We start from the raw sequence: 21,887 nt of genomic DNA on the forward strand, positions 1-21,887 counted from the left end.
CCGGCAGTGGGCCCCGGCACCCCGCCGCCGGGCACGCCCGTCCCGCCACGCGGCCGCGGCTCGCGCCGTCCGGCGCCGGTCCGGCCGTGGCAGGAGGAAGCCACGCAGGTCCAGCGCCCACCCGACCCGGAGGCGACGCGCTTCATCCCGCGCACCGCCGGCGTCCCGATGAACTCGCGCTGGCCGGTCGCCGACCCCGACGTCATGCGGCCGTACGACGCGCTGGCCACCCAGGTCATGCCGGCGCTCAAGGGGCCGCTGGTCAAGCCCCGGCCGGGCGAGGACGCGCCGGAGGCCCCGGCCAAGGCGCCGTCGCTGGCGAAGGCGTCCGGCCGGATGGCCATCGCCTCGCTGATCAGCCGGATCACCGGCTTCCTGTGGAAGCTGCTGCTGGTCGGCGCGATCGGCCAGGGCATCGCGAACGACTCGTTCAACGTCGCCAACACGATGCCGAACATCATCTTCGAGCTGCTGATGGGTGGCGTGCTCGCCAGCGTGGTGGTGCCGCTGCTGGTGCGCTCGCAGGACGAACCCGACGGCGGCACGGCCTACACCCAGCGCCTGATCACGGTGGCGTTCTCGCTCCTGCTGGTCGGCACGGTGGTGGCGGTGATCGCGGCGCCCGCCTTCACGAGCCTCTACGTCGACGGGTCCGGCCACGCCAGTTCGGCGCTGACCACGGCGTTCGCCTACCTGCTGCTGCCGGAGATCTTCTTCTACGGCGTGTTCGCGCTGCTCTCGGCCGTGCTCAACGCCAAGCAGATCTTCGGGCCGACGGCGTGGGCACCGGTGATCAACAACCTCGTCGTCATCTTCACGATCCTGGTCGTCTGGATCATGCCGGGCGACATCAACACCGAACAGGTGTCGATCACCGACCCCAAGGTGCTGACGCTGGGCATCGGCGTCACCGGCGGCATCGTCGCCCAGGCGCTGCTGCTGGTCCCGCCGCTGCTGCGGTCCGGCTTCCGGTTCAAGTGGCGCTGGGGCATCGACAAGCAGATGAAGGAGTTCGGCGGCCTCGCGCTGTGGATCCTCGGGTACGTCGCGGTGAGCCAGGTCGGCTACACGATCAACACGCGCGTGCTGACCAGCGGTTCACCCGGTGGTGTGACGGCCTACAGCAACGCCTGGCTGCTCTTCCAGCTGCCGTACGGCGTCATCGGCGTCTCCCTGCTGACGGCGATCATGCCGCGGATGAGCCGCGCGGCGGCCGACGGCGACCACAAGAAGCTGATCGGCGACCTGTCGTACGCGTCCCGGATCTCGACGGTGATGCTCGTGCCGATCTCCGCGGTGATGACCGTGGTCGGCGGCTCGATCGGCATCGCGCTGTTCACCTTCGGCAAGGGCACGATCGAAACCGCCGAGCGGCTCGGCGACGCGCTGGCGATCTCGGCGTTCGCCCTGCTGCCGTACGCGCTGGTCATGCTGCAGATGCGGGTGTTCTACGCGATGAAGGACGCCCGCACGCCGACGCTGATCATGATCGTGATGACCCTGGTCAAGGTGCCGCTGCTGTACCTGTGCCCGGTGCTGCTGGCGCCGGACAACGTCGTGCTCGGCGTGATGATGGTCAACGCGCTGACGTTCGTGGTGGGCGCGATCCTCGGCCAGGTTTGGCTCTGGGTGACGCTGGGCAACTTGCGCAGCAAGCGGGTGATCGGCGTGATTCTGTTCACGGTCGTGGCGAGCGTTCTGGGGGTGGCCGCGGCGTGGGTCGCCGGCAAGCTCGTGCCGGACTTCTTCGGGCCTCGCCTCGGTGCCTGGGCGAAGCTGCTGCTCCAAAGCGTGGTGGGCATCGTGGTGTCGTTCGGCGTGCTCATGGCCCTCAAGGTCGAGGAGCTGAGGCCGGCCACTTCGAGGTTCACCCGGTTGATCAAGCGCGGGTAACGATTGCGGTACGGAAGGCGACGACTCCCGCGTCGTATTCTGGGTAACCTTGGAGCGGGGAGCTAGCGGGAGAGTGCGGGTGGACACGAGGCGGAGCGAACAGGCGGGGGGTGCGAACCACGTGGGCAAGGCCCAGGTCGGATCGCTGGCCCCCGGGCGTGTGGTCGGCGACGGCCGCTACCGCCTCCTCGCGCAGTTCGGCGTGGACGAGCGGGGCGACGCGCACCTTTGGCGTGCGCGGGACGGGCAGCTGAAGCGGGACGTCGCGCTGACCTTGCTGGTCGGCGACCCGGCGGATCCCGAAGCCGCCCGGCTGGCCCGGCGGACGCTGGAGCGCGCGACCCATGCATCGAAGTTCGGCCACGGCGGCGTCGCCCGCGTGCTGGACGTGCTCGCCCTCGGCAGCGGCATCACCTCGAGCGAAGGCCTGCTCGGGGTCGTCGTCGCGGAGTGGACCAAGGGCAGCGACCTGGTCGACCTCGTCGCGCAGCGGCCGGTGGCGCCCGCCGCGGCCGCGCGGATGGTGCAGGCGCTGGCCGAAGCCGTCGAGCAGGCGCACCAGAACGGGCTCGTCCTCGGCCTCGATCACCCCCAGCGCCTGCGGCTGACGCCGAGCGGCGCGCTCAAGCTCGCGTTCCCCGGCCCGCTGCCGGAAGCGACCCTGCGCGACGACGTCAAGGCGCTCGGCGCGGTCCTGTACCTGCTGCTGACCGGCCGCTGGGCGCTGCCCGGCGGCCCGCCCGCGATCCCGGCGGCCCCGATGACGCCGCAGAACCGGATCGTCCCGCCGCGCCAGCTGGTGCCGACGGTCCCGGCCGAACTGTCGTCGCTGGCCGTCCGCACGATCGAGGACGGCGGCAACGGCGGCATCCGCACCAGCGCGGCCATCCTGCGCGTCCTCGACCAGGTGGCCGAGGAAGAGGAGCGCACCCAGCTGATCAAGGCCGTCGGCGGGGAGGCCGCCGAGCCGGACGGCACGATCTGGACGACGAAGAAGCCGGTCAAGGACGTCGCCCGGCGGCGCAAGCTCGCCCTCGGCGTCACGGTGCTGGTGGTCGCGACCGTGATCATCCTCGCCTGGGGCGGCCTGATGCTGATCAACGTCTTCCAGGGCGATTCGAAGGCGAGCGGGCCGTCGATCAACGTCGCCGCGCCGCCGGCGTCGAGCCAGCAGAACGGGACGCAGCCCCCGCCGTCGTCGTCGGCCCCGGCTCCGCCGCCTTCGCCGTCCGTGGGCGCCGCGGTGCCCCCGCTGTCGGTGGCCGTCTACAACCCCGAGGGCAAGGGCGACAACACCGGCCGGGCGAAGTTCGCGATCGACGGCAAGGCCGAGACGGAGTGGCGGACCGAGAAGTACAAGCAGCAGTTCCCCACCATCAAGCCGGGTGTCGGGCTGCTCGTCGCGTTCGAAAACCCGATCAACCTCAGCCAGGTGAAGGTCATCGGGGGCACCCCGGGCACCAAGGTCGAGATCCGGTCGGCGACCGGGAAGGACCCCGACCTGGCCGACACGAAGGTGGTCGGCAACGGCGACCTGAAGGACGGCGAGACGACGATCGCGCTGGCCCAGCCGACGCAGGGCGAGTACTTCATCGTCTGGATCACCCAGCTGGGCGACGCGGACGGGCAGTTCATGACCACAATAGGCGACTTGTCCTTCCTGCCTGCGGGGTGACGCACCCGACAGGGTCAGTAGGCTCTCGCGGGTGACAGCTGCAGCTCCCACGGATGCGGATCTGATAGCGGCTCACGCCGCGGGGGACCCTCATGCGTTCAGCGAACTCGTCCAGCGACATCGCGACCGCATGTGGGCGGTCGCGCTGCGCACGGTCCGCGACCCGGAAGAGGCCGCCGACGCGTTGCAGGACGCGTTCATCTCGGCGTTCCGCGCGGCCGGGAACTTCCGGGCGGAGTCGCAGGTCACGACGTGGCTGCACCGGATCGTGGTCAACGCCTGCCTCGACCGGATCCGCCGCCGCCAGGCGCGCCCGACCGTGCCGCTGCCGGAGACCGGCTTCAACGAGCCCGCCACGCCGCGCGACTCGATGGCCGAGCGGGAGACCAGCCTGCTCGTGCGCGAGGCGCTCGACCAGCTGCCCGAAGACCAGCGTGCCCCGATCGTGCTGGTCGACGTCGAGGGATACTCCGTCGCCGAGACGGCCAAGATGCTCGGCATCGCCGAGGGCACGGTGAAGAGCCGGTGCGCGCGGGGCCGCGGGAAACTCGCGAAGGTTCTCGGGCACCTGCGGAACCCCGATGCGATTGCGAACGTCCCAACTCACGAAAGCAAACGGGCCGGGCGTCAGCCGGGTAGCGGGGAGGGACGATGACGGACGAAAGCCGGGGGATCGGGGGGACCATCGGTCCGCCCTGGTCTGTCGACGTGCTCGCCGATCTCCACGCCGGTGTCCTGGACGACACGCGGGCGGCCGAGCTGTGGCCGCTGGTCAACGCCGACCCGGAGGCCCGGGCGATCCTGGACGCCCTCGACGCCACGCAGGCCGACCTCGCCTCGCTGGCGGAGGCGCCGGCCCCGCGCATGCCCGCCGAGTTCGCCGCCCGGCTGGACGCGGCGCTGGCCGCCGAAGCAGCCGCCGCCTTTCCCGGCCGGACATCGCCCGGGCCCCGAGGCGTCACGCAGGCACCGGGGCCGGCCGGCCCCGGGAACGCCCCGGTGGTGGACCTCGCGGCGGCCCGGCGCCGCCGGAACAAGCGGCTCGGCTGGGCCGCCGGCGTCCTGACCGCGGCCGCGGCGGCGGTCGTCGCCGTGACCATCGCGATCCCGGACTCTTCGCAGCAGACGGGCACGCCCAACGTCGCGGCGCCGGCCCCGACCGGCCCGTCGGTCGGCAGCGACGGCGCCGGCGCGCAGGCCCTGGTCGGCAAGGCGATCGGCGTCCGCGACTTCGGCCCGCTGCAGAACGAGGACCGCCTCGACGCCTGCATCGCGGCCGCCGGGCTCGACCCGAAGGTGCGGCCGGAGGGCATCCGCCCGGTGAACGTCGGCGGCAAGGCCGGGGTGATGATCATCCTGACCACCGGCAAGCTCGCCCAGTTCCGCCTGGTGGCCTTCGGCGCGGACTGCGGGCCGGGAAATCCGGCCGTGCTGTTCGACAAGGTCGTTGGGGAGAAGTAGCGGCTGTCACGGCTGGGAACATGGCCACTTACGATCGTGTTGAGCCTGATACACGGGTCACTACGAGCGGAGGTCACGGGTGGCTGCCGAGGAAATCAGGAACCTGATCATTGTCGGGTCGGGTCCTGCCGGATACACCGCTGCCGTTTACGCGGCACGAGCCCAGCTGGAACCGCTGGTGTTCGAGGGCACGCAGTTCGGCGGCGCGCTGATGACGACGACCGAGGTCGAGAACTTCCCCGGGTTCCGCGACGGCATCATGGGTCCGGACCTGATGGAGGAGATGCGCAAGCAGGCCGAGCGCTTCGGCGCCGAGCTGCGCGCGGAGGACGTCGAGTCGCTGGAGCTGACCGGGGACGTCAAGTACGTCCACGCGAACGGCAAGCGGTACGCCGCCCGCGCCGTCATCCTCGCCATGGGTGCCGCGGCGCGGTACCTGAACGTGCCGGGCGAGCAGGAGCTGCTCGGCCGCGGTGTGTCGGCCTGTGCCACCTGTGACGGCTTCTTCTTCCGCGACCACGACATCGTGGTCGCCGGCGGCGGCGACTCGGCGATGGAAGAGGCGACCTTCCTGACGAAGTTCGCGAAGTCCGTCACGATCGTCCACCGCCGGGACGAGTTCCGCGCGTCCAAGATCATGCTCGAGCGCGCCCGCGCGAACGAGAAGATCAAGTGGCAGCTGAACTCACAGATCACCGGTGTCCTCGGCGACGGCAAGGTCGAGGGCCTGCAGCTGAAGGACACCAAGGACGGCTCCGAGTCGACGCTCGACGTGTCGGGCTTCTTCGTCGCGATCGGGCACGACCCCCGCAGCCAGCTCGTGAAGGGGCAGGTCGAGCTGGACGAGGACGGTTACGTGCTCACCCAGGGGCGTACCTCGTTCACGAACCTGGACGGCGTCTTCGCGGCCGGTGACCTGGTGGACCGCACCTACCGGCAGGCGATCACCGCCGCGGGCTCCGGGTGCAGCGCCGCGATCGACGCGGAACGATGGCTCGCGGAGCACGGCGACTCGGACGCGCACGAGGCGGCCGAGCTCGTCGGCGGCGGCTACGGCCCCGGCACCAACTGACTTTCCGGCGCTCAACCACCCCTGAAGGAGAAACCATGGCCAACACCGTCAAGGTGACCGACGCGACGTTCGTCGACGAGGTCCTGACCAGCGAGAAGCCGGTCCTCGTCGACTTCTGGGCCACCTGGTGCGGCCCGTGCAAGATGGTCGCCCCGGTGCTCGAGGAAATCGCGGCCGAGAACGGCGAGAAGCTGACCATCGCCAAGATCGACATCGACGAGAACCCGAACACGCCGCGTGACTACCAGGTGATGTCCATCCCGACGCTGATCCTGTTCCAGGGCGGCAAGCCGGTGAAGCAGATCGTGGGCGCCAAGCCGAAGGCCGCGCTGCTGTCGGACCTCGCCGACGTCCTCTGAACCGAACCAGCCCGGCGAACCCGGGGCCTGCGGGAATCCTCCTGCGGGCCCCGGGTTCGTTGGTCATTCGGGCTAATCTCAACGATGTTGCTTAATCGAGCGTGACATCGGCCCCCGTGGGTACTCCACGAACGGGTTCTTGACTCACCTACCGGGCCTACGCTGTCACCCAGAGTTGGCAAGGCACAATAGAGGACCTGGGCTCGTCCCAGCGAAGGTTTTCCGAAATCCTGCCACGCACCGAGCCCCCGAATCCGGTGCCTGAGGAAGAGCGAGGAGTGCATGCGGGTACTCCGCCGCGGTGACGCCGGTCCGGACGTCGCCGAGATCAGGTCCATCCTGGCCGGGATGGACCTGCTCCCGCCGGTCACCGGTACCGACGACTACGACACGTTCGACGTCGCCGTGGAGCACGCCGTCCGTGCCTTCCAGCAGCGTCGTGGGCTGATGACCGACGGCATCGTGGGTCCGGCGACCTTCCAGGCGCTCAAGGGCGCCAGCTACCACCTGGGCAGCCGCCCGCTGTCGTACATGATCGCCTCGCCCGTCCACGGCGACGACGTCTTCACCCTGCAAGAGCGGCTCACCGAACTCGGCTTCGACGCCGGCCGCCCCGACGGCTACTTCGGTCCCCAGACCGAGCGCGCGCTCAAGACGTTCCAGCGCGACATGCGCCTGACGCCGGACGGCATGTGCGGCCCGGCGACCATCCGCGAGCTGCACCGCCTGTCCTCGCCGCGGGCCCGGGGCGGGCGCCCCGTGTTCCTGCGCGAGCAGGAGCAGGTGCGCCAGGCCGGGCCGCGGCTGCGCGGCAAGCGCATCGTGATCGACCCGGGCCACGGCGGCGACGACCTCGGCGTGGTCGCCGGCGGCCTGCGCGAGGCCGACATCGCGTGGGACCTCGCCCGCCGGCTCGAAGGCCGGATGAAGGCCGCCGGCATGGAGGCGCTGATCTCCCGCGGCCCGAACCAGAGCCCCACCGAGCTGGAGCGCGCCAAGTTCGCCAACGACGCGGGCGCCGACCTGTTCCTCTCGCTGCACAGCGACAAGAACCCCTCGCCGCGCGCGCAGGGCGTCGCGAGCTTCCACTTCGGCAACGGCAACGGCACGACCTCGACGGTGGGCGAGCTGCTGGCCGGCTTCATCCAGCGCGAGGTCGCGGCCCGCACGGGCATGCTCGACTGCCGCACGCACTACAAGTCGTGGGACATCTTCACCCGCACCCGCTGCCCGGCGGTCCGGGTCGAGATCGGCTACCTGACGAACCCGGACGACGCCCGCAAGCTCGGCGACCCGGCGTTCCGCGACATCGTCGCGGAGGGCATCCTGATCGCCGTCAAGCGCCTGTACCTGCTCGGCGAGGGCGACCAGCCGACGGGCACCTTCACGTTCGCCGACGTCCTGGCGCACGAGCTCGCGAAAGCCGAGTAGGGCCGACCACAACCCCTAGCGGCTTTCCTTCACTTGCTCCACCACCCCTGGGAACGCGACCCGCGCGTCCCCAGGTTTCGGGGCAGTTCTCCACAGGTTGTCCACCGCTCCTATCAGCGCTCTGTGGATAACTCGGCACTTCTTCCACAGCCGTGGACAGCCGTGTTCCAGGCGTGCCGAAGCGCAGGCGCAAACGTTTGCGGATGAGCGATCAGGCGCGGCCGAGGCTCGGCTCGGCGGTGGTGATCGTCACCTGGCCGAGCAGCCGCTCCAGGGCCGCCTCGACGTCTTCCTTCCAGGTGATCGCCGAACGCAGCTCGAGGCGCAGGCGCGGCCACTTCTGGTGCGGGCGGACCGTCTTGAAGCCCACGCTCTGCAGGAAGGCCGCCGGCAGCACGCAGCTGTGGCCGCCGTCGGGGTCTGCTTCGTCGGGACGAGCGTCACCGAACGCCTCGATGGCGCGAACGCCGCGCTTGGTCAGGTCCTTGGCGACCGCCTGGACGAGCATCCGGCCGAGACCACCGCCGCGGAACTCCGGGAGCACCTGGAACGCGGTCAGCAAAACGGCGTCGGCACTCGGCGGGGACGTCGGGAAGGCCAGCGCCCGCGGGACGGCGTTCGGCGGGGCGTACAGCACGAACCCGACCGGCAGCGTGTCGCTGTAGACGATGCGGCCGCAGGAACCCCACTCGAGCAGCACGCTCGAGACCCAGGCTTCCTTCTCGACCTCGGTCGCGCCGAACTCCTCGGCCTGGTGCTTGAGGTGGGGGGCGAGCTCCCAGTACACGCACCGGCGACAGCTCTTCGGCAGGTGCTCCAGGTTGTCCAGTGTGACGCCCACGACGCGACGCGACACCCGCGACCTCCCTGACCTGCGCTCCCGACCGGCTGCCCGTTCGTCAAGCCGCGCAAGATCCACGGCACGAACACGAGAGCCATGGTCGAGGATAGGCCGATGTGACGAGCACCGGAAGGCCAGGGGGTCCTGATGGGTGCCCGGTTACACTCGATGGGATCTACCAGCTCCCGCGGGAGTGACCGTGTCCGCCTAGCCCCGGGTGAACGTCGATGACCGAGAACCGCCCCAGCAAGCCGCACAGTGGCCGGCAAAACCCCAGTGGCCGCCAGAACCTCGACCCGCACCTCGAGCGGTACGCCGCGCGCACCGCGGGGATGACCGCCTCGGAGATCCGGGCACTGTTCGCGGTGGCCAGCCGGCCCGAGGTGGTTTCGCTGGCCGGCGGCATGCCGAACCTGGCGGCGCTCCCGCTCGACACGCTGTCGGCGCAGGTGGCCGAGATCATCGCCGAAGACGGCCTGGTGGCGCTGCAGTACGGCTCGGCGCACGGCGTCCCGGCGCTGCGCGAGCAGATCTGCGAAATCATGGCCCTGGAGGGCATCAAGGCGCACCCGGACGACGTCGTGGTGACCGTCGGCTCGCAGATGGGCCTGGACATGGTCACGCGGCTGTTCTGCGACCCGGGTGACGTCGTGATCGCCGAAGGCCCCTCGTACGTCGGCGCGCTGGGCTCGTTCGCCGCCTACCAGGCGCAGGTCGTGCACGTGGCGATGGACGAGCACGGCCTGGTGCCGGAGCTGCTGCGCGAGGCGCTCGACCGGACGGAGAAGGCCGGCCGCCGGGTCAAGTTCCTCTACACCATTCCGAACTTCCACAACCCCGCCGGCGTCACGCTGGCCGTCGAGCGCCGCGCGGAGATCCTGGAGATCTGCCGCACGCACGGCGTCCTGGTCGTCGAAGACAACCCGTACGGGTTGCTCGGCTTCGACGGGCAGACGTACCCGGCGCTGCGGTCCACCGATCCCGACAACGTCGTGTACCTCGGCTCGTTCTCGAAGACGTTCGCCTCCGGTCTGCGCGTCGGCTGGGTGCTGGCGCCGCACGCGGTGCGCGAGAAGCTCGTGCTCGCCGCGGAGTCGGCGACGCTGTGCCCGCCGACGTTCAACCAGATGATCGTCTCGCGCTACCTGGCCACGCACGACTGGAAGGGCCAGATCAAGAAGTTCCGCGAGAACTATCGCGACCGGCGCGACGCGATCCTGTCCGCGCTCGACCAGTACCTGCCCCCGGGCTGCTCGTGGACCAAGCCGGACGGCGGCTTCTACGTCTGGGTGACGGTGCCGGAAGGTGTCGACACGAAGGCGATGCTGCCGCGCGCGGTGACCGCCCGGGTGGCGTACGCGTCCGGAACCGGGTTCTACGCCGACGGGTTCGGCAGCCGCCAGATGCGGCTGTCGTACTGCTACCCGACGCCGGAGCGCATCCGCGAGGGCGTGCGGCGGCTGGCGGCCGTCCTGGAGTCCGAAATGGACCTCGCCCGCACCTTCGGTAACGTGAGCGCGCGCCGGATCCAGGGGCCGCAGAACCCGTCCCCGGACACGGTCTAGATGGCTTTCGGGGGTTCCGGGTGGCGGAGCCCCCGGCCCGGGCCGAAGGCCCGGATGACACAGCTTTCCAGCTAAGGAGTTTCCACGGTGGTCGACCGTACCGTTGCCGTGCTCGCCGGCGGGCTTTCGCACGAGCGCGACGTCTCGCTGAGGTCCGGGCGACGGCTGTCAGCGGCGTTGAAGTCCGAGAGCTTCGGCATCGAGGAGTGGGACACCGACGCGGGACTGCTGGAGCGGCTGCGCACGCAGCGCCCGGACGCGGTCGTCGTCGCGCTGCACGGCGGCGAGGGCGAGAACGGCTCGGTGCAGACGGTGCTGGAGATGCTGGGCGTGCCGTTCGTCGGCACCGGCTCCCAGGGCTGCCGCCGCGCGTGGGACAAGCCGACCGCGAAGGCGTTGGTGCAGAACGCCGGGTTCGTGACGCCGGGCTGGGTGGTGCTGCCGCACAGCACGTTCCGCGAGCTCGGCGCCCAGGCGGTGCTCGACGCGATGGTCGAGACGCTCGGCCTGCCGCTGATCCTCAAGCCGGACCAGGGTGGCTCGGCGCTCGGCACCCAGGTGGTGCGCGAAGCGGCGGAACTGCCGGCGGCGATGGTCGGCTGCTTCGCCTACGGAGACACCGTGCTCGCCGAGCGGTTCGTGGACGGCGTCGAGGTGGCCGTGACGGTCATCGAGGGCGAGGACGGGCCCGAGGCCCTCCCCGCGGTCGAGATCGTTCCGGAGAGCGGCGTGTACGACTACACGGCCCGCTACACGGCCGGCCTGACCGACTTCTTCACCCCGGCCCGGCTCGACGACGCCGCGGCCAAGGCGGTGGCCGAGCTGGCCGTCGCGGCGCACCGCGTACTCGGGCTTCGGGACATCTCCCGCACCGACGCGGTCGTGATGGCCGACGGCACGGTCCACTTCCTCGAAGTGAACCCGTCGCCGGGTCTCACCGAGACGTCGACGGTGCCGATGGCGATCGAGGCGGCGGGCAAGTCGCTCGGCGCAGTGTTCGGCGAACTCATCGGGCGCGCGATTTCCCGCTGACTCCAGACACGCGAAAGGCCACTGCGGAGTCTCCGCGGTGGCCTTTTTCGTGTCGCGGTTGATCATCACCGGGTGTGGTTACCGCGACTGCGTCGAGCAATCATCACCGTGACGAAACACCCCGGGGTGATCCCTAATCGGTTTTCGGTGTCTGATTCGCCCCATTCGCGTCGATGATCGCGACGATGCGCTCGAGGTCGTCCACCGACCCGAACTCGAGCGTGATCCGGCCCTTGCGACGGCCGAGGTCGACCTTCACGCGGGTGTCGAAGCGGTCCGAAAGCCGGTTCGCGAGTTCCTGCAACCCCGGCGCCTGGATCGGCTTGCGCGGCGCGGGCTTCGGCTTGGCCGGCTTCTCGCTCTTCTTGAGCGTGACGGCTTCCTCGGTCGCCCGCACCGACATGCCCTCCGCGACGATCCGCGCGGCGAGCTCCTCCTGGCTTTCGGCGTCCTCCAGCGACAGCAGCGCCCGCGCGTGGCCCGCGGACAGAACGCCCGCGGCCACCCGGCGCTGCACCGGCAGGGGGAGCTTGAGGAGCCGGATCGTGTTGGTGATGACCGGCCGGCTGCGGCCGATCCGGCTCGCGAGTTCCTCGTGGGTGACCGCGAACTCGTCGAGCAGCTGCTGGTACGCGGCCGCCTCTTCGAGCGGGTTCAGCTGGACGCGGTGGATGTTCTCCAGGAGCGCGTCGCGCAGCATCGACTCGTCGGCGGTCTGCCGGACGATCGCCGGGATCGCCTCGAGCTCGGCCTGCTGCGAAGCACGCAGCCGCCGCTCGCCCATGACGAGCTCGTACTCGTCGTTCCCGAGCTCGCGGACGACGATGGGCTGCATGAGCCCGAACGCGCGGATCGAGTGCTCGAGTTCGGCGAGCGCCTCTTCGTCGAAGACCTGGCGCGGCTGCTTCGGGTTCGGCTTGATCGAGCTGACGGGGATCTCGCGGTAGACCGCGCCGGCGACCTCGCCGGCGTGCTGCTGCGCTTGACCGTTCGCCGCGAACCAGCCCTTGTCCTCGGCCGCCTTCTTGTCCGCCGCCGTCGTGTCGCCGGGTGCGGGCAGGGGACCACCGCCGGTGGGTCCGGTCGGGATCAGGGCGGCGAGGCCGCGCCCCAGCCCTCCTCGACGCTCGGTCATGTCGAACTACCCTTCTCCATCAGTGCGCCGCGCTCGGCGATCTCCTTCGCCGCGTCGACGTAGCTCATCGCTCCGCGCGAACCGGGATCGTAAGCGAGCACGGTCTGGCCGTACCCGGGTGCCTCGGACACCTTCACGCTGCGGGGGATGACGGTCTTCAGCACAGTGTCGCCGAAGTGGTTCCGCACCTCGTTCGTCACCTGGTCGGCCAGCTTGGTCCGGCCGTCGTACATGGTGAGGAGGATCGTCGAGACGCGGAGCTCGCGGTTGAGGTGCTGCTGCACGAGCTCGATGTTGCTCAGCAGCTGCCCGAGACCTTCCAGCGCGTAGTACTCGCACTGGATCGGGATGAGCACCTCCTGCGCGGCGACCATCGCGTTGACCGTCAGCAGGCCCAGCGACGGCGGGCAGTCGATGAGGACGTAGTCGACGCCGATCTCGTCGAGGATCTCCGAGGAGATGGCCTCCTTGAGCCGGGACTCGCGGGACGCCATCGAGACGAGTTCGATCTCGGCGCCGGCGAGGTCGATCGTCGCGGGGACGCAGAAGAGGTTGGGGGACTGCTCGGTCGGCTGGGCCGCCTCCGCGAGCGTCACCTCGCCGATGAGCACCTCGTAGATGGAAGGTGTCCCGGACCGGTGGTCGACGTCGAGCGCGGTGCTCGCGTTGCCCTGCGGGTCGAGGTCGACGACGAGTGTCTTGAGCCCGTGGACCGCGAGCGCGGCGGCGAGGTTGACCGTGCTGGTGGTCTTGCCGACACCACCCTTCTGATTGGCCACGGTCATCACACGACGGCGACCGGGGCGGGGGAGCGACCCCTCCTTGGGGTGCAGCAGACGCGCGGCGCGGGCGGCTTCTTCGGCGATCGGCGTCCAGCCCACGTCGTGGCTGGTCTCCGTGGAGTCGGACGGCGGGGGATTCACCGGTCTCGACACCTCCTCCATCTAGACGTCTGGTCGGTGGTCGAGTCGCTTCGTTTCACGTGGAACATCGCGGCCCGTTAACGCTTCCTGCTCCGCGCCTTCGGCTTGCTTGCTGTCGGGAGGCGACGGATCTTCACAACCGTGCTGGGGATCTCGAGGACCGCGGCACCGCACTCGACGATGAGTGGATCGGCCCCGCCGGCCTTGCGGATGGCGGCACCGTCCCGCTCGATCTCGTCCGCCGCGCTGGCGCCCTTGAGGGCAACCAGGAAGCCATCGGGACGGACCAGCGGCAGGCACCAGTCCGCAAGACGAGCGAGCGGGGCGACCGCGCGAGCGGTGACGATGTCGGCGCCACCGAGCTGCTCACGCACAGGCGGCTCCTCCGCGCGTCCACGGATGATGGCAATCGGGAGTTCCAGCTTCTCGGCTACCTCGGCCAGCCAGTCCACCCGGCGGGCCATCGGTTCGAGCAAGACGATATCGAGGTCCGGTCGCGCGATGGCCAGCGGTACACCCGGAAGGCCCGCTCCCGACCCGACGTCGACGACACGAGCGCCTGGCGGCATCTGCTCGCCGATCACCGCCGAGTTGAGCACGTGCCGCTCCCACAGCCGCTCGACTTCCCGCGGACCGATCAGCCCGCGCTCGATCCCGTGCCGCTCCAGGAGTTCGACGTACCCGGCCGCTTGGTCGACGCGTTCACCGAACACTCGTCCCGCCGCGGCCCGCACCGTCTCCGCGGCCTCCTCCAAGCTCACTCCGTCTACTCCTCGTCCGCCGGTTTCACGTGAAACCGCGCTCGTTCGATTGTCCCCGATGAACCGGAGAAAACGAGCCGACAGTCCGCAGATGTGGACAACTCCACTCAGCCGGCCGCCGCCGTGGACCGTTCCACGTGAAACATCACGCGGGTAATTCGGTCGGCCGAGGCAGCGCGCTGCCCAACCGGATGCCACTGAAGCCCAGCGAGCTCGACGCGGCCGCGTCCACGAACGCCCACAGGTTGGGGAGCAGACGCAACTCGATCGCCGCCGACGCGTGGAGCGCGAGCAGATCGCCGACAGCTTCCGGTGGGCCGAGTGGCTCCACCGGAGTCACCGCCACCATCGCATGCCGGTGCTCGCCGAACGGCCGGAACGGCGCAGCCGCGAAGCGGTACGCGAACAACCGGACCGTCCGCATCGCCTCGAGCCAGCCGTACTCGATCACGTGGACGCGGGAGCCACCCGGACTGAGGAGCGCGCGATCCCGCTCCGATGTCTCCGGCGCCACCCAAGCCATCGCGCGCGGGCACTGCCGCGGGAACCAGTAGTCCGGCGCCCGTGCCGCGTCGACCGCCCAGACGTACGCCTCCGGCTGTCGAGCTGTCGCCGCCACGTGGGGGGCGAAGCAGGTGATCGTCGGGTCCTCCGAGAAGTGCAGGACCTCTCCGGCTGCGGGACGCATCAGCCACAGCTAGCACACAAGAAAGCGGCCCCACCCGAACCAGTCGGATGGGGCCGCTTCGCAGAACAGAAGTCTCAGGACTCCGGGAAGATCACTACGCGGCGCTTCGGGTCCTCGCCCTCGCTCTCGCTCGTGACGCCCGAGACCGTCGCCACCGCGTCGTGGACCACCTTGCGCTCGAACGGGCTCATCGGCTGCAGCCGCACCCGCTCGCCGCTCTTGAGGACCGACTCCGCCGTCGAGCGGCCGAGCTCGCGCAGCTCCTCGCGGCGGTCCGCGCGCCAGCCCGCGATGTCCAGCATCAGGCGGCTGCGGGAGCCCGTCTCCTGCTGGACCGCCAGGCGGGTCAGCTCCTGGAGCGCCTCGAGCACCGTGCCGCGCGGGCCGACGAGCTTCTCGAGGTCCTCGCCGCCGTCGATGCTCACGATCGCGCGGCCGGCCTCCACGTCGAGGTCGATGTCACCGTCGTAGTCGAGCAGGTCCAGCAGGCGCTCGAGGTAGTCGCCGGCGATGTCGCCCTCCTGCACCAGGATGTCGTCGCCACCTCCAGCCTTCTGCTCGCCCGCTTCTCCGTCGGCCGGGGTCACGTCGTCCTGATCGGCGTCGATCGTGTCGATCGTCTCCGACATCATTCGTCTCCTCTCCGAACCGGTCGCGCCTCAGCGGCGCTTCCGGCCCGACTTCCTGGTCGAGTCTTTGAGAAGGCCCGGCACGCCGGTGCCGTTTTCCTTCGAGCCGTTCTGGCCGCCCGCGTCGGCCGGAGCCGGGGCCGGGTCCGCCACGGTCGCGCCGTCCGCCTTGGCGGCAGCGGCGGCGGCAGCGGCCTCCGCCGGCGTGGTCTGGGCGAAGCCGTGGGCCGAGCCGGCCTTGGTGACCTTCTTCGCCGAGCCCGCCTGGGCCGGCTGGTTCTTCTTCTGCTGGACCGGCTTCTGACCGACCTTCGGCGCGGTCGGCTTCTGACCCGGCTTCGGCCCGAGCGTCGCGCGCTTCTCCGCGGCCTCCGCCTTGCGGGCCGCCTCTTCCTTGTCGATCTTCGTGTAGACGAGGCGCTGCTGCATCAGGGTCCAGCCGTTGTTCGCCAGCCAGTAGAAGAGGAGGCCGAGCGGGAACAGCGCACCGAAGACGAGGACACCGAGCGGGAAGATGTACATCGTCAGCTTGTTCATGATCGCGGTCTGCGGGGTGGCCGACGCGGCGTTCTGCCGGGCCACCGAGTGCCGCGCGGTGAGGTGCGTGGCGATCGACGCGACGATCATCAGCGGCAGCGCGACCGGGAGGACGCTCCACTGGAAGCCGACGTTCGCGGCCCCGCCGCTGACGACACCGACGCCGTTGTAGACGGCCTCGCCGAGGTTGACGCCGAAGAGCTTCGCGCTGACATACGAGTGGACGTCAGCCTGGGTGAAGAAGTAGTTCTCGGTCTTGGGGCCACCGCCCGGCGGCGGCATCGTGAACGCGCGCAGGACGTGGTTCAGGCCGATGAAGACCGGGATCTGAAGCAGCATCGGCAGGCAGCTGCCCAGCGGGTTGACGCCGTGCTCCTTCTGGAGCTTCTGCATCTCCGCGGCTTGGCGCTGCCGGTCGTTCGCGTACTTCTTCTGGATCTTCTTCATCTCCGGCGCGAAGTCCTGCATCTTCTTCATCGACCGGACCTGGTTCACGAACGGCTTGAACATGATGCCGCGCACGGTGAACGTCAGGAAGATGATGCCGAGGATCCAGGAGACAGCCGTCGCTTCCCCGAAGACGAACCCGAAGACCTTGTGCCAACACCAGAGGATGAAGGACACGGGGTAGTAGATGAAATCGAGCACTGCTGCTACTCCTCGATCGGTGTTTCAGGTCTGCGGTGTCGCCACGAGAACGTCTCGGGCACGGGGTCACGGCCGGGGGGTGTCCACGGGCCGCAGCGCAGCAGCCGGCGCACCGCGAGGTAGGAGCCGCGTCCGGCACCGTGCCGGGTGAGGGCTTCGACTGCGTACGCGCTGCAGCTCGGGTAGAACCGGCAAGCCGGTGGGAGGAAAGGCGAAATCGCCTTGCGGTAGAGCTTGATGGGGAGCAACAGGACCCAGGCGACCGGGCCGGGCCGCGGAGGCTCGGCGGTGCCCTCATCGAGGTGGTCGTGCGCTGGGTCGTGCTCGGGGGTGGCTCGCATGCCGGTCACACCGCTGATCCGTGGTCGGGGGTCGCGTCCGCGGGACGCGTCGGGCGGGGGACATCCCCGGCCGGACGGCGCGACGACAGAAGCCCCAGCCGGCGCAACGCGGCGTCGAGATCGGACCCGAGCTCGGCGCTGGAAGCGGTCGACGACGGCGGCAATGCCCGTACGACCAACGCAGTGCCGGCGGGCAGTGTTCCGAGCCTGGCCGAAACGAGATGACGCAACCGGCGGCTGACGCGGTGGCGGACCACCGAATTGCCGACGGCCTTGCTCACCACAAAACCCGCCCTGGCCGCCGACAGTGCGTCGGTGGCCGCGGACGGGTCCGTGGTCAGCGCGTGGACGACGAGGCGGCGCCTGCCTGCCCGGGACCCGCGACGGAGAACCACGCGGAAATCCTCACTCCGCCGCAGGCGTGCGGCAGCCGGCAGCACGGCGCGCCTCGGCCGGCGATCAGGCGGACAGCGCGCCGCGGCCCTTGCGACGGCGGGCCGCCAGGATGGCCCGGCCGGCGCGGGTCCGCATGCGCAGGCGGAACCCGTGGGTCTTCGCGCGGCGGCGGTTGTTCGGCTGGAAGGTGCGCTTACCCTTGCTCACTGCTTCTCCTGTGTCTCGCGTTGTCCGTGTTCCCACCCGCCCGAGGCAGAATTACTTCTTCCGCCTGGCGTGTCGTGCGGGCGCACGGCAGTCTCTGGTGTCTCCTACCAACGTGTGGCCTCGTCACGACGAGCGACGACAACGTGGGCACGCGAAACGCACCCGTCGCATACGGGAGACCTTACGAGGGTACGCACCCCCGTCGGGCGCCCGGTAAGCACCCCCTCGGCCACGGTACGCGACCGGCCGGTGCCCTCGCGGAGTTCGACGCCGTGGCACCGAGTGGCCACCGGCCGTACACCGTGAAATGCTGGCCGCCCAGGATGCCTTGTGGCCGCGAGCGGGGCTTGTTAGCGTGCCTCTCTCGGGTCACCGGTCGAGGTGTACGAGTATCCGGGTGGTGGAGTGCCCACCGGCGTACGACGAGCCCGCAGGTGGTGGCGCCGCGGGTCGCCGTACATTAGTGCACAGCTGTGGACAACTATGTGGATATTCGCTGTGCCGGTGCGCGGACAGGTCTCCTGTGATCGCCGGGTGGAGTGACCGGGGAGTTCCGGGGCCGGCTCGGCCGTCCACGCCGACGAGGGGAGGGGAGCCAGACAGGTGTCGGATCACCAGCACAATCTGGGTGTCATCTGGGAACAGGTGGTACGCGAACTGTCCGACGGGACCCTGTCCCCCCAGCAGCGCGCCTGGATGCGCGTGACCCGCCCGATCGGCCTGCTCGACGGCACGGCGCTCCTGGCGGCGCCCAGCGACTTCGCGAAGGAAGCGATCGAACGCGGGCTGCGCGGCGCGATCACCGACGCCCTTTCCCGGCGGCTCGGCCGCGCCATCTCGCTCGCGGTGAAGGTCGACAGCGCCGAGGCCGTCGCTCCGGCGCCCGCGCCCCACTACGCGCCGTCACCCGGCCGAGTGGAAAACGGCACGAGTCCCGAACCGGCCCCCCCGATGCCGGCCAACGGCGCGCCGATGATGCCGCCGCCTCGGCCCGCCGAACCCGCGCAGCAGCGGCCACCGATGCCGCGGCCGCCGATGTCGATGCCGGCGCACCAGTCCGTCGCACCGAAGCCGGACGACGGCGACGACACCGACGAAGAAGTCGACGAAGAGGGCGAAGCGCTCGCCGCGGTCCACGAGATCTGGCCGACGTTCTCCGGCCAGCCGATCGCCGGCCAGCCGTACACCGCGCCGGCGCAGCCGCAGACGTCCAAGACCAAGCTGAACGAGAAGTACACCTTCGACACGTTCGTCATCGGCGCGTCCAACCGCTTCGCGCACGCGGCCGCGGTCGCCGTCGCCGAAGCGCCCGCCCGCGCGTACAACCCCCTCTTCATCTGGGGCGAGTCCGGGCTCGGCAAGACGCACCTGCTGCACGCGGTCGGCCACTACGCGCAACGGCTCTTCCCGGGCATGCGCGTCCGGTACGTCTCGACCGAAGAGTTCACCAACGACTTCATCAACTCGCTGCGCGACGACCGCAAGGTCGCCTTCCAGCGGCGCTACCGCGACATCGACATCCTGCTCGTCGACGACATCCAGTTCCTGGAGGGCAAGGAAGGGACGCAGGAAGAGTTCTTCCACACCTTCAACACCCTCCACAACGCGAACAAGCAGATCGTCGTCAGCTCCGACCGCCCGCCGAAGCGCCTCGAAACGCTGGAGGACCGGCTGCGGACGCGGTTCGAGTGGGGCCTCATCACCGACATCCAGCCGCCCGAGCTCGAGACGCGCATCGCGATCCTCCGCAAGAAGGCGGCGCAGGACAGGCTGGCGGTGCCGGGCGAAGTCCTGGAGTTCATCGCTTCGCGCGTCGAAGCGAACATCCGGGAACTCGAAGGCGCACTAATCCGCGTCACCGCGTTCGCGTCGCTGAACCAGCAGCCGGTCGACAGCGCACTCGCCGAGATCGTGCTGCGCGACCTGATCCCCGACTCGCACGCACCGGAGATCACCGCGCCGACCATCATGGGCGTCACGTCCGAGTTCTTCGACGTCACGCTCGACGACTTGTGCGGCCCCGGCAAGACGAAGGCGCTCGCCACGGCCCGCCAGATCGCCATGTACCTCTGCCGCGAGCTCACCGACATGTCGCTGCCGAAGATCGGGCAGACGTTCGGCGGCCGCGACCACACGACCGTCATGCACGCGGACAAGAAGATCCGCAAGGAGATGGCCGAGCGCCGGCGGATCTACGACCAGGTGCAGGAGCTGACGTCACGCATCAAGCAGCGCGCCCGCCAGTAGCACATCCCTTACCTCCCAACGACTTCGGGGCGTCCACGCAAAGTGGACGCCCCTTTGTCGTCTTTGGACACCGTCGTGATTGGACACCGTCAGCTTTGGAGTGTCCGAAGGACGCGTACGCCCGCGAAGCAGCGAAGGCGTGTACGCGCGCTTCGCCAAACTCGCGAAAATTGTTTGTACACAAGGAAGTTTCCCCATGGTGTGGGCAGATTGCCCACAGTGCCAACGGATCTCCCACCAGCGACGACCCGGATTTCGTCCACACCCCGCCCACAGCCGATCCACAGCGCATCCACACCCTTGTCCACGCTGATTCCACAGGTTGCCCACATGATGTGCACAGGAGGAGCCGATCACTCGGAAGGGGGTTTCGGACCCCGTCCGGCACCCCCAGACCCTGGGTACAAAGCGCCCCACACCTGGGGACAACCGTGGGGACAACTCGGCCCGGCTGTGGACGAATCGTCCGCCGCCCGAAACCATCCACGGACGCGCCGATCTGCCCACAGGTCTGCCACCATGGTTCTCCACACGCCCGCGAGCCGTCCGACCTGGGCAAACGAGCTCAATCCACACAATCCACAACGCCTATTACTGCTACTGCTCTTAGATCTTCTAAGAGAGAGAACAAAACAAAAACAGGCGAAGACCGAAGTTGGGGACAGCCGCGAGATCGAGTCGTCATGTCGACAAACTCAAGGGGAGGCCGAGGTGACGGCGGCGCCCGCGACGGCCTAACGTGGACGCCTGCACCTGGTCCGCGCTCCGGCCGCTCAACGCGGAGGGCGGACCGGCCGGAGAGGGCAGCCGGTCACTGCCCCGCGAGAACGAGGCCTGGCCCGAGCCCGCACGGGGCTCGATCGTCGAAAGGATGCGCGCATGAAGATCCGCGTCGAGCGTGACGGGCTCGCCGACGCCGTCGCGTGGGTGGCCAGAAGCCTCCCCTCCCGGCCTCCGGTGCCGGTGCTGGGCGGTGTCCTCCTCGACGCCGGTTCGGACGGCGAAACCGACGCGCTGACGGTCTCCGGCTTCGACTACGAGGTCTCCGCCACGGTCGGGGTCCCCGCGACGATCGCCGACGGCGGCCGCCTGCTCGTGTCCGGGCGCCTCCTCGCCGACATCACCAAGGCGCTGCCCGCGCAGCCGGTCGAGATCTCCGTCGACGGCGCGCGCGCCACCATCACCTGCGGCACCGCGCGGTTCTCCCTGCCGACCATGCCGGTCGAGGACTACCCGCAGCTGCCGTCCCAGCCCGCCTTCGCGGGCGAGCTCGCCGGCGACGCGTTCGGCCAGGCCGTCACCCAGGTCGTCGTCGCCGCGGGCAAGGACGACACGCTGCCGATGCTCACCGGCATGCGGCTCGAGATCTCCGGCAGCTCGCTGACCCTGGTCGCCACCGACCGGTTCCGGCTCGCCATGCGCGAGTTCACCTGGCAGCCCGCCGAGGGCCTGGCCGACGCCGCGGTGCTCGTCCCGGCGCGCACCCTCGCCGAGGCGGCCAAGACGCTCGGCGCCAGCGGCGCCACGATCCGCCTCGCCCTCGCCAGCGGTGAAGGCCTGCTCGGCCTGTCCGGTTCCGGGCGCTACACGACGACCCGCCTGCTCGACGCGGAATTCCCGCCGTACCGCCAGCTGCTGCCCGCGTCGCACTCGTCGCGCGCGGTGATCGACGTGTCGGCGCTCACGGAGAGCATCAAGCGCGTTTCGCTGGTGGCCGAGCGGGGGACTCAGGTACGACTGGAATTCGGGGACAACACGCTGCGGTTGTCCGCGGGCGGCGACGACGAGGGCAGCGCCGAGGAAGAACTCCAGGTCGAGTACGAAGGTGAGCCGGTGACGATCGCGTTCAACCCGGGTTACCTCGTCGACGGTCTGGGCGCGCTGCACAGCGACCGGGCGGAGCTGACGTTCACCACGCCGAACCGGCCCGCGCTCATCAAGCCCGCCGACGCCGAGGGCAACGTCGTCCCCGGTTACCTCTACCTCCTGATGCCGGTCCGCCTCCCGGGCTGACCCGCTACTTCCTGAGCACGTAAGGGGATCTCG

General features: G+C 69.8%; 21 protein-coding genes. 11 read left to right on the top strand and 10 right to left on the bottom strand.

The window, feature by feature from the left end; genetic code table 11:
* Nucleotides 1-6: 6 nt before the first annotated feature.
* The 7 genes from murJ (at nt 7) to ISP_RS47915 (ending at nt 7,891) form a co-directional block, all read left to right on the top strand.
* Nucleotides 7-1,893: a murein biosynthesis integral membrane protein MurJ gene (murJ, locus tag ISP_RS47885; protein WP_013231054.1), complete on the top strand. Its 1,887-nt coding sequence runs from the start codon at nt 7-9 to the stop codon at nt 1,891-1,893.
* 79 nt (nt 1,894-1,972) lie between these two features.
* Entirely contained in the window at nt 1,973-3,568 is a 1,596-nt protein-coding gene (locus ISP_RS47890) for a protein kinase family protein (RefSeq protein WP_013231055.1), read from the top strand.
* A gap of 31 nt (nt 3,569-3,599) precedes the next feature.
* On the top strand, nt 3,600-4,223 hold the full coding sequence (sigM, locus tag ISP_RS47895) for an RNA polymerase sigma factor SigM (protein WP_034284380.1): 624 nt from the start codon (nt 3,600-3,602) through the stop codon (nt 4,221-4,223).
* Complete coding sequence (locus ISP_RS47900) at nt 4,220-5,029, top strand: hypothetical protein (RefSeq protein ID WP_013231057.1); 810 nt, start codon at nt 4,220-4,222, stop codon at nt 5,027-5,029. The genes sigM and ISP_RS47900 overlap by 4 nt, the downstream gene beginning before the upstream one ends.
* A 79-nt stretch (nt 5,030-5,108) precedes the next feature.
* On the top strand, nt 5,109-6,101 hold the full coding sequence (trxB, locus tag ISP_RS47905; RefSeq protein WP_013231058.1) for a thioredoxin-disulfide reductase: 993 nt from the start codon (nt 5,109-5,111) through the stop codon (nt 6,099-6,101).
* 35 nt (nt 6,102-6,136) lie between these two features.
* On the top strand, nt 6,137-6,460 hold the full coding sequence (gene trxA, locus ISP_RS47910; protein ID WP_003082899.1) for a thioredoxin: 324 nt from the start codon (nt 6,137-6,139) through the stop codon (nt 6,458-6,460).
* Between the two features lie 282 nt (nt 6,461-6,742).
* Nucleotides 6,743-7,891 (top strand): N-acetylmuramoyl-L-alanine amidase, encoded by a 1,149-nt coding sequence (locus ISP_RS47915; RefSeq protein WP_013231059.1) that lies wholly within the window; start codon nt 6,743-6,745, stop codon nt 7,889-7,891.
* Between the two features lie 211 nt (nt 7,892-8,102).
* Here the strand turns inward: ISP_RS47915 and ISP_RS47920 are convergent, their stop codons facing one another.
* Entirely contained in the window at nt 8,103-8,747 is a 645-nt protein-coding gene (locus ISP_RS47920) for a GNAT family N-acetyltransferase (RefSeq protein ID WP_013231060.1), read from the bottom strand.
* Between the two features lie 212 nt (nt 8,748-8,959).
* Here ISP_RS47920 and ISP_RS47925 point away from each other — a divergent pair, with 212 nt between their 5' ends.
* A complete protein-coding gene (locus ISP_RS47925; RefSeq protein WP_037373616.1) occupies nt 8,960-10,297 on the top strand; it encodes an aminotransferase-like domain-containing protein in 1,338 nt (445 codons plus the stop codon).
* Between the two features lie 87 nt (nt 10,298-10,384).
* A complete protein-coding gene (locus tag ISP_RS47930; protein ID WP_013231062.1) occupies nt 10,385-11,329 on the top strand; it encodes a D-alanine--D-alanine ligase family protein in 945 nt (314 codons plus the stop codon).
* Nucleotides 11,330-11,462: 133 nt separating this feature from the next.
* Here ISP_RS47930 and ISP_RS47935 read toward each other — a convergent pair whose 3' ends face one another.
* From ISP_RS47935 to rpmH, 9 genes are all read right to left on the bottom strand, one after another.
* Nucleotides 11,463-12,464, bottom strand: coding sequence for a ParB/RepB/Spo0J family partition protein (locus ISP_RS47935; protein ID WP_013231063.1), 1,002 nt, complete (start codon nt 12,462-12,464; stop codon nt 11,463-11,465).
* Entirely contained in the window at nt 12,461-13,387 is a 927-nt protein-coding gene (locus ISP_RS47940) for a ParA family protein (protein ID WP_013231064.1), read from the bottom strand. The genes ISP_RS47935 and ISP_RS47940 overlap by 4 nt, the downstream gene beginning before the upstream one ends.
* Before the next feature lie 77 nt (nt 13,388-13,464).
* Complete coding sequence (gene rsmG, locus ISP_RS47945) at nt 13,465-14,148, bottom strand: 16S rRNA (guanine(527)-N(7))-methyltransferase RsmG (RefSeq protein WP_013231065.1); 684 nt, start codon at nt 14,146-14,148, stop codon at nt 13,465-13,467.
* 145 nt (nt 14,149-14,293) lie between these two features.
* A complete protein-coding gene (locus ISP_RS47950; RefSeq protein ID WP_013231066.1) occupies nt 14,294-14,836 on the bottom strand; it encodes a DUF6886 family protein in 543 nt (180 codons plus the stop codon).
* 74 nt (nt 14,837-14,910) lie between these two features.
* Nucleotides 14,911-15,465, bottom strand: a complete 555-nt coding sequence (locus tag ISP_RS47955) for a Jag family protein (protein ID WP_014467902.1) — start codon at nt 15,463-15,465, stop codon at nt 14,911-14,913.
* 30 nt (nt 15,466-15,495) lie between these two features.
* Nucleotides 15,496-16,650 carry a membrane protein insertase YidC gene (yidC, locus tag ISP_RS47960; RefSeq protein WP_013231068.1) on the bottom strand — a complete coding sequence of 385 codons (1,155 nt, stop codon included), beginning with the start codon at nt 16,648-16,650 and terminating at the stop codon, nt 15,496-15,498.
* A gap of 5 nt (nt 16,651-16,655) precedes the next feature.
* The gene (gene yidD, locus ISP_RS47965; RefSeq protein WP_034284387.1) at nt 16,656-16,991 is read right to left on the bottom strand and encodes a membrane protein insertion efficiency factor YidD; all 336 of its coding nucleotides are present in this window, start codon (nt 16,989-16,991) and stop codon (nt 16,656-16,658) included.
* Nucleotides 16,992-16,996: 5 nt separating this feature from the next.
* Nucleotides 16,997-17,431, bottom strand: a complete 435-nt coding sequence (gene rnpA / locus ISP_RS47970; protein ID WP_034284379.1) for a ribonuclease P protein component — start codon at nt 17,429-17,431, stop codon at nt 16,997-16,999.
* A 19-nt stretch (nt 17,432-17,450) separates the two neighbouring features.
* Entirely contained in the window at nt 17,451-17,594 is a 144-nt protein-coding gene (rpmH, locus tag ISP_RS47975) for a 50S ribosomal protein L34 (protein WP_013231070.1), read from the bottom strand.
* Between the two features lie 603 nt (nt 17,595-18,197).
* Between rpmH and dnaA the strand changes: the two genes are divergently transcribed.
* Together dnaA and dnaN are read left to right on the top strand one after the other, a co-directional pair.
* Nucleotides 18,198-19,841, top strand: coding sequence for a chromosomal replication initiator protein DnaA (gene dnaA, locus ISP_RS47980; RefSeq protein ID WP_013221955.1), 1,644 nt, complete (start codon nt 18,198-18,200; stop codon nt 19,839-19,841).
* An 879-nt stretch (nt 19,842-20,720) separates the two neighbouring features.
* Entirely contained in the window at nt 20,721-21,854 is a 1,134-nt protein-coding gene (gene dnaN / locus ISP_RS47985) for a DNA polymerase III subunit beta (RefSeq protein WP_013221956.1), read from the top strand.
* The last annotated feature ends 33 nt before the right edge of the window (nt 21,855-21,887 follow it).

The sequence above is a fragment of the Amycolatopsis mediterranei genome, from assembly GCF_026017845.1.
Lineage (GTDB): Bacteria > Actinomycetota > Actinomycetes > Mycobacteriales > Pseudonocardiaceae > Amycolatopsis > Amycolatopsis mediterranei.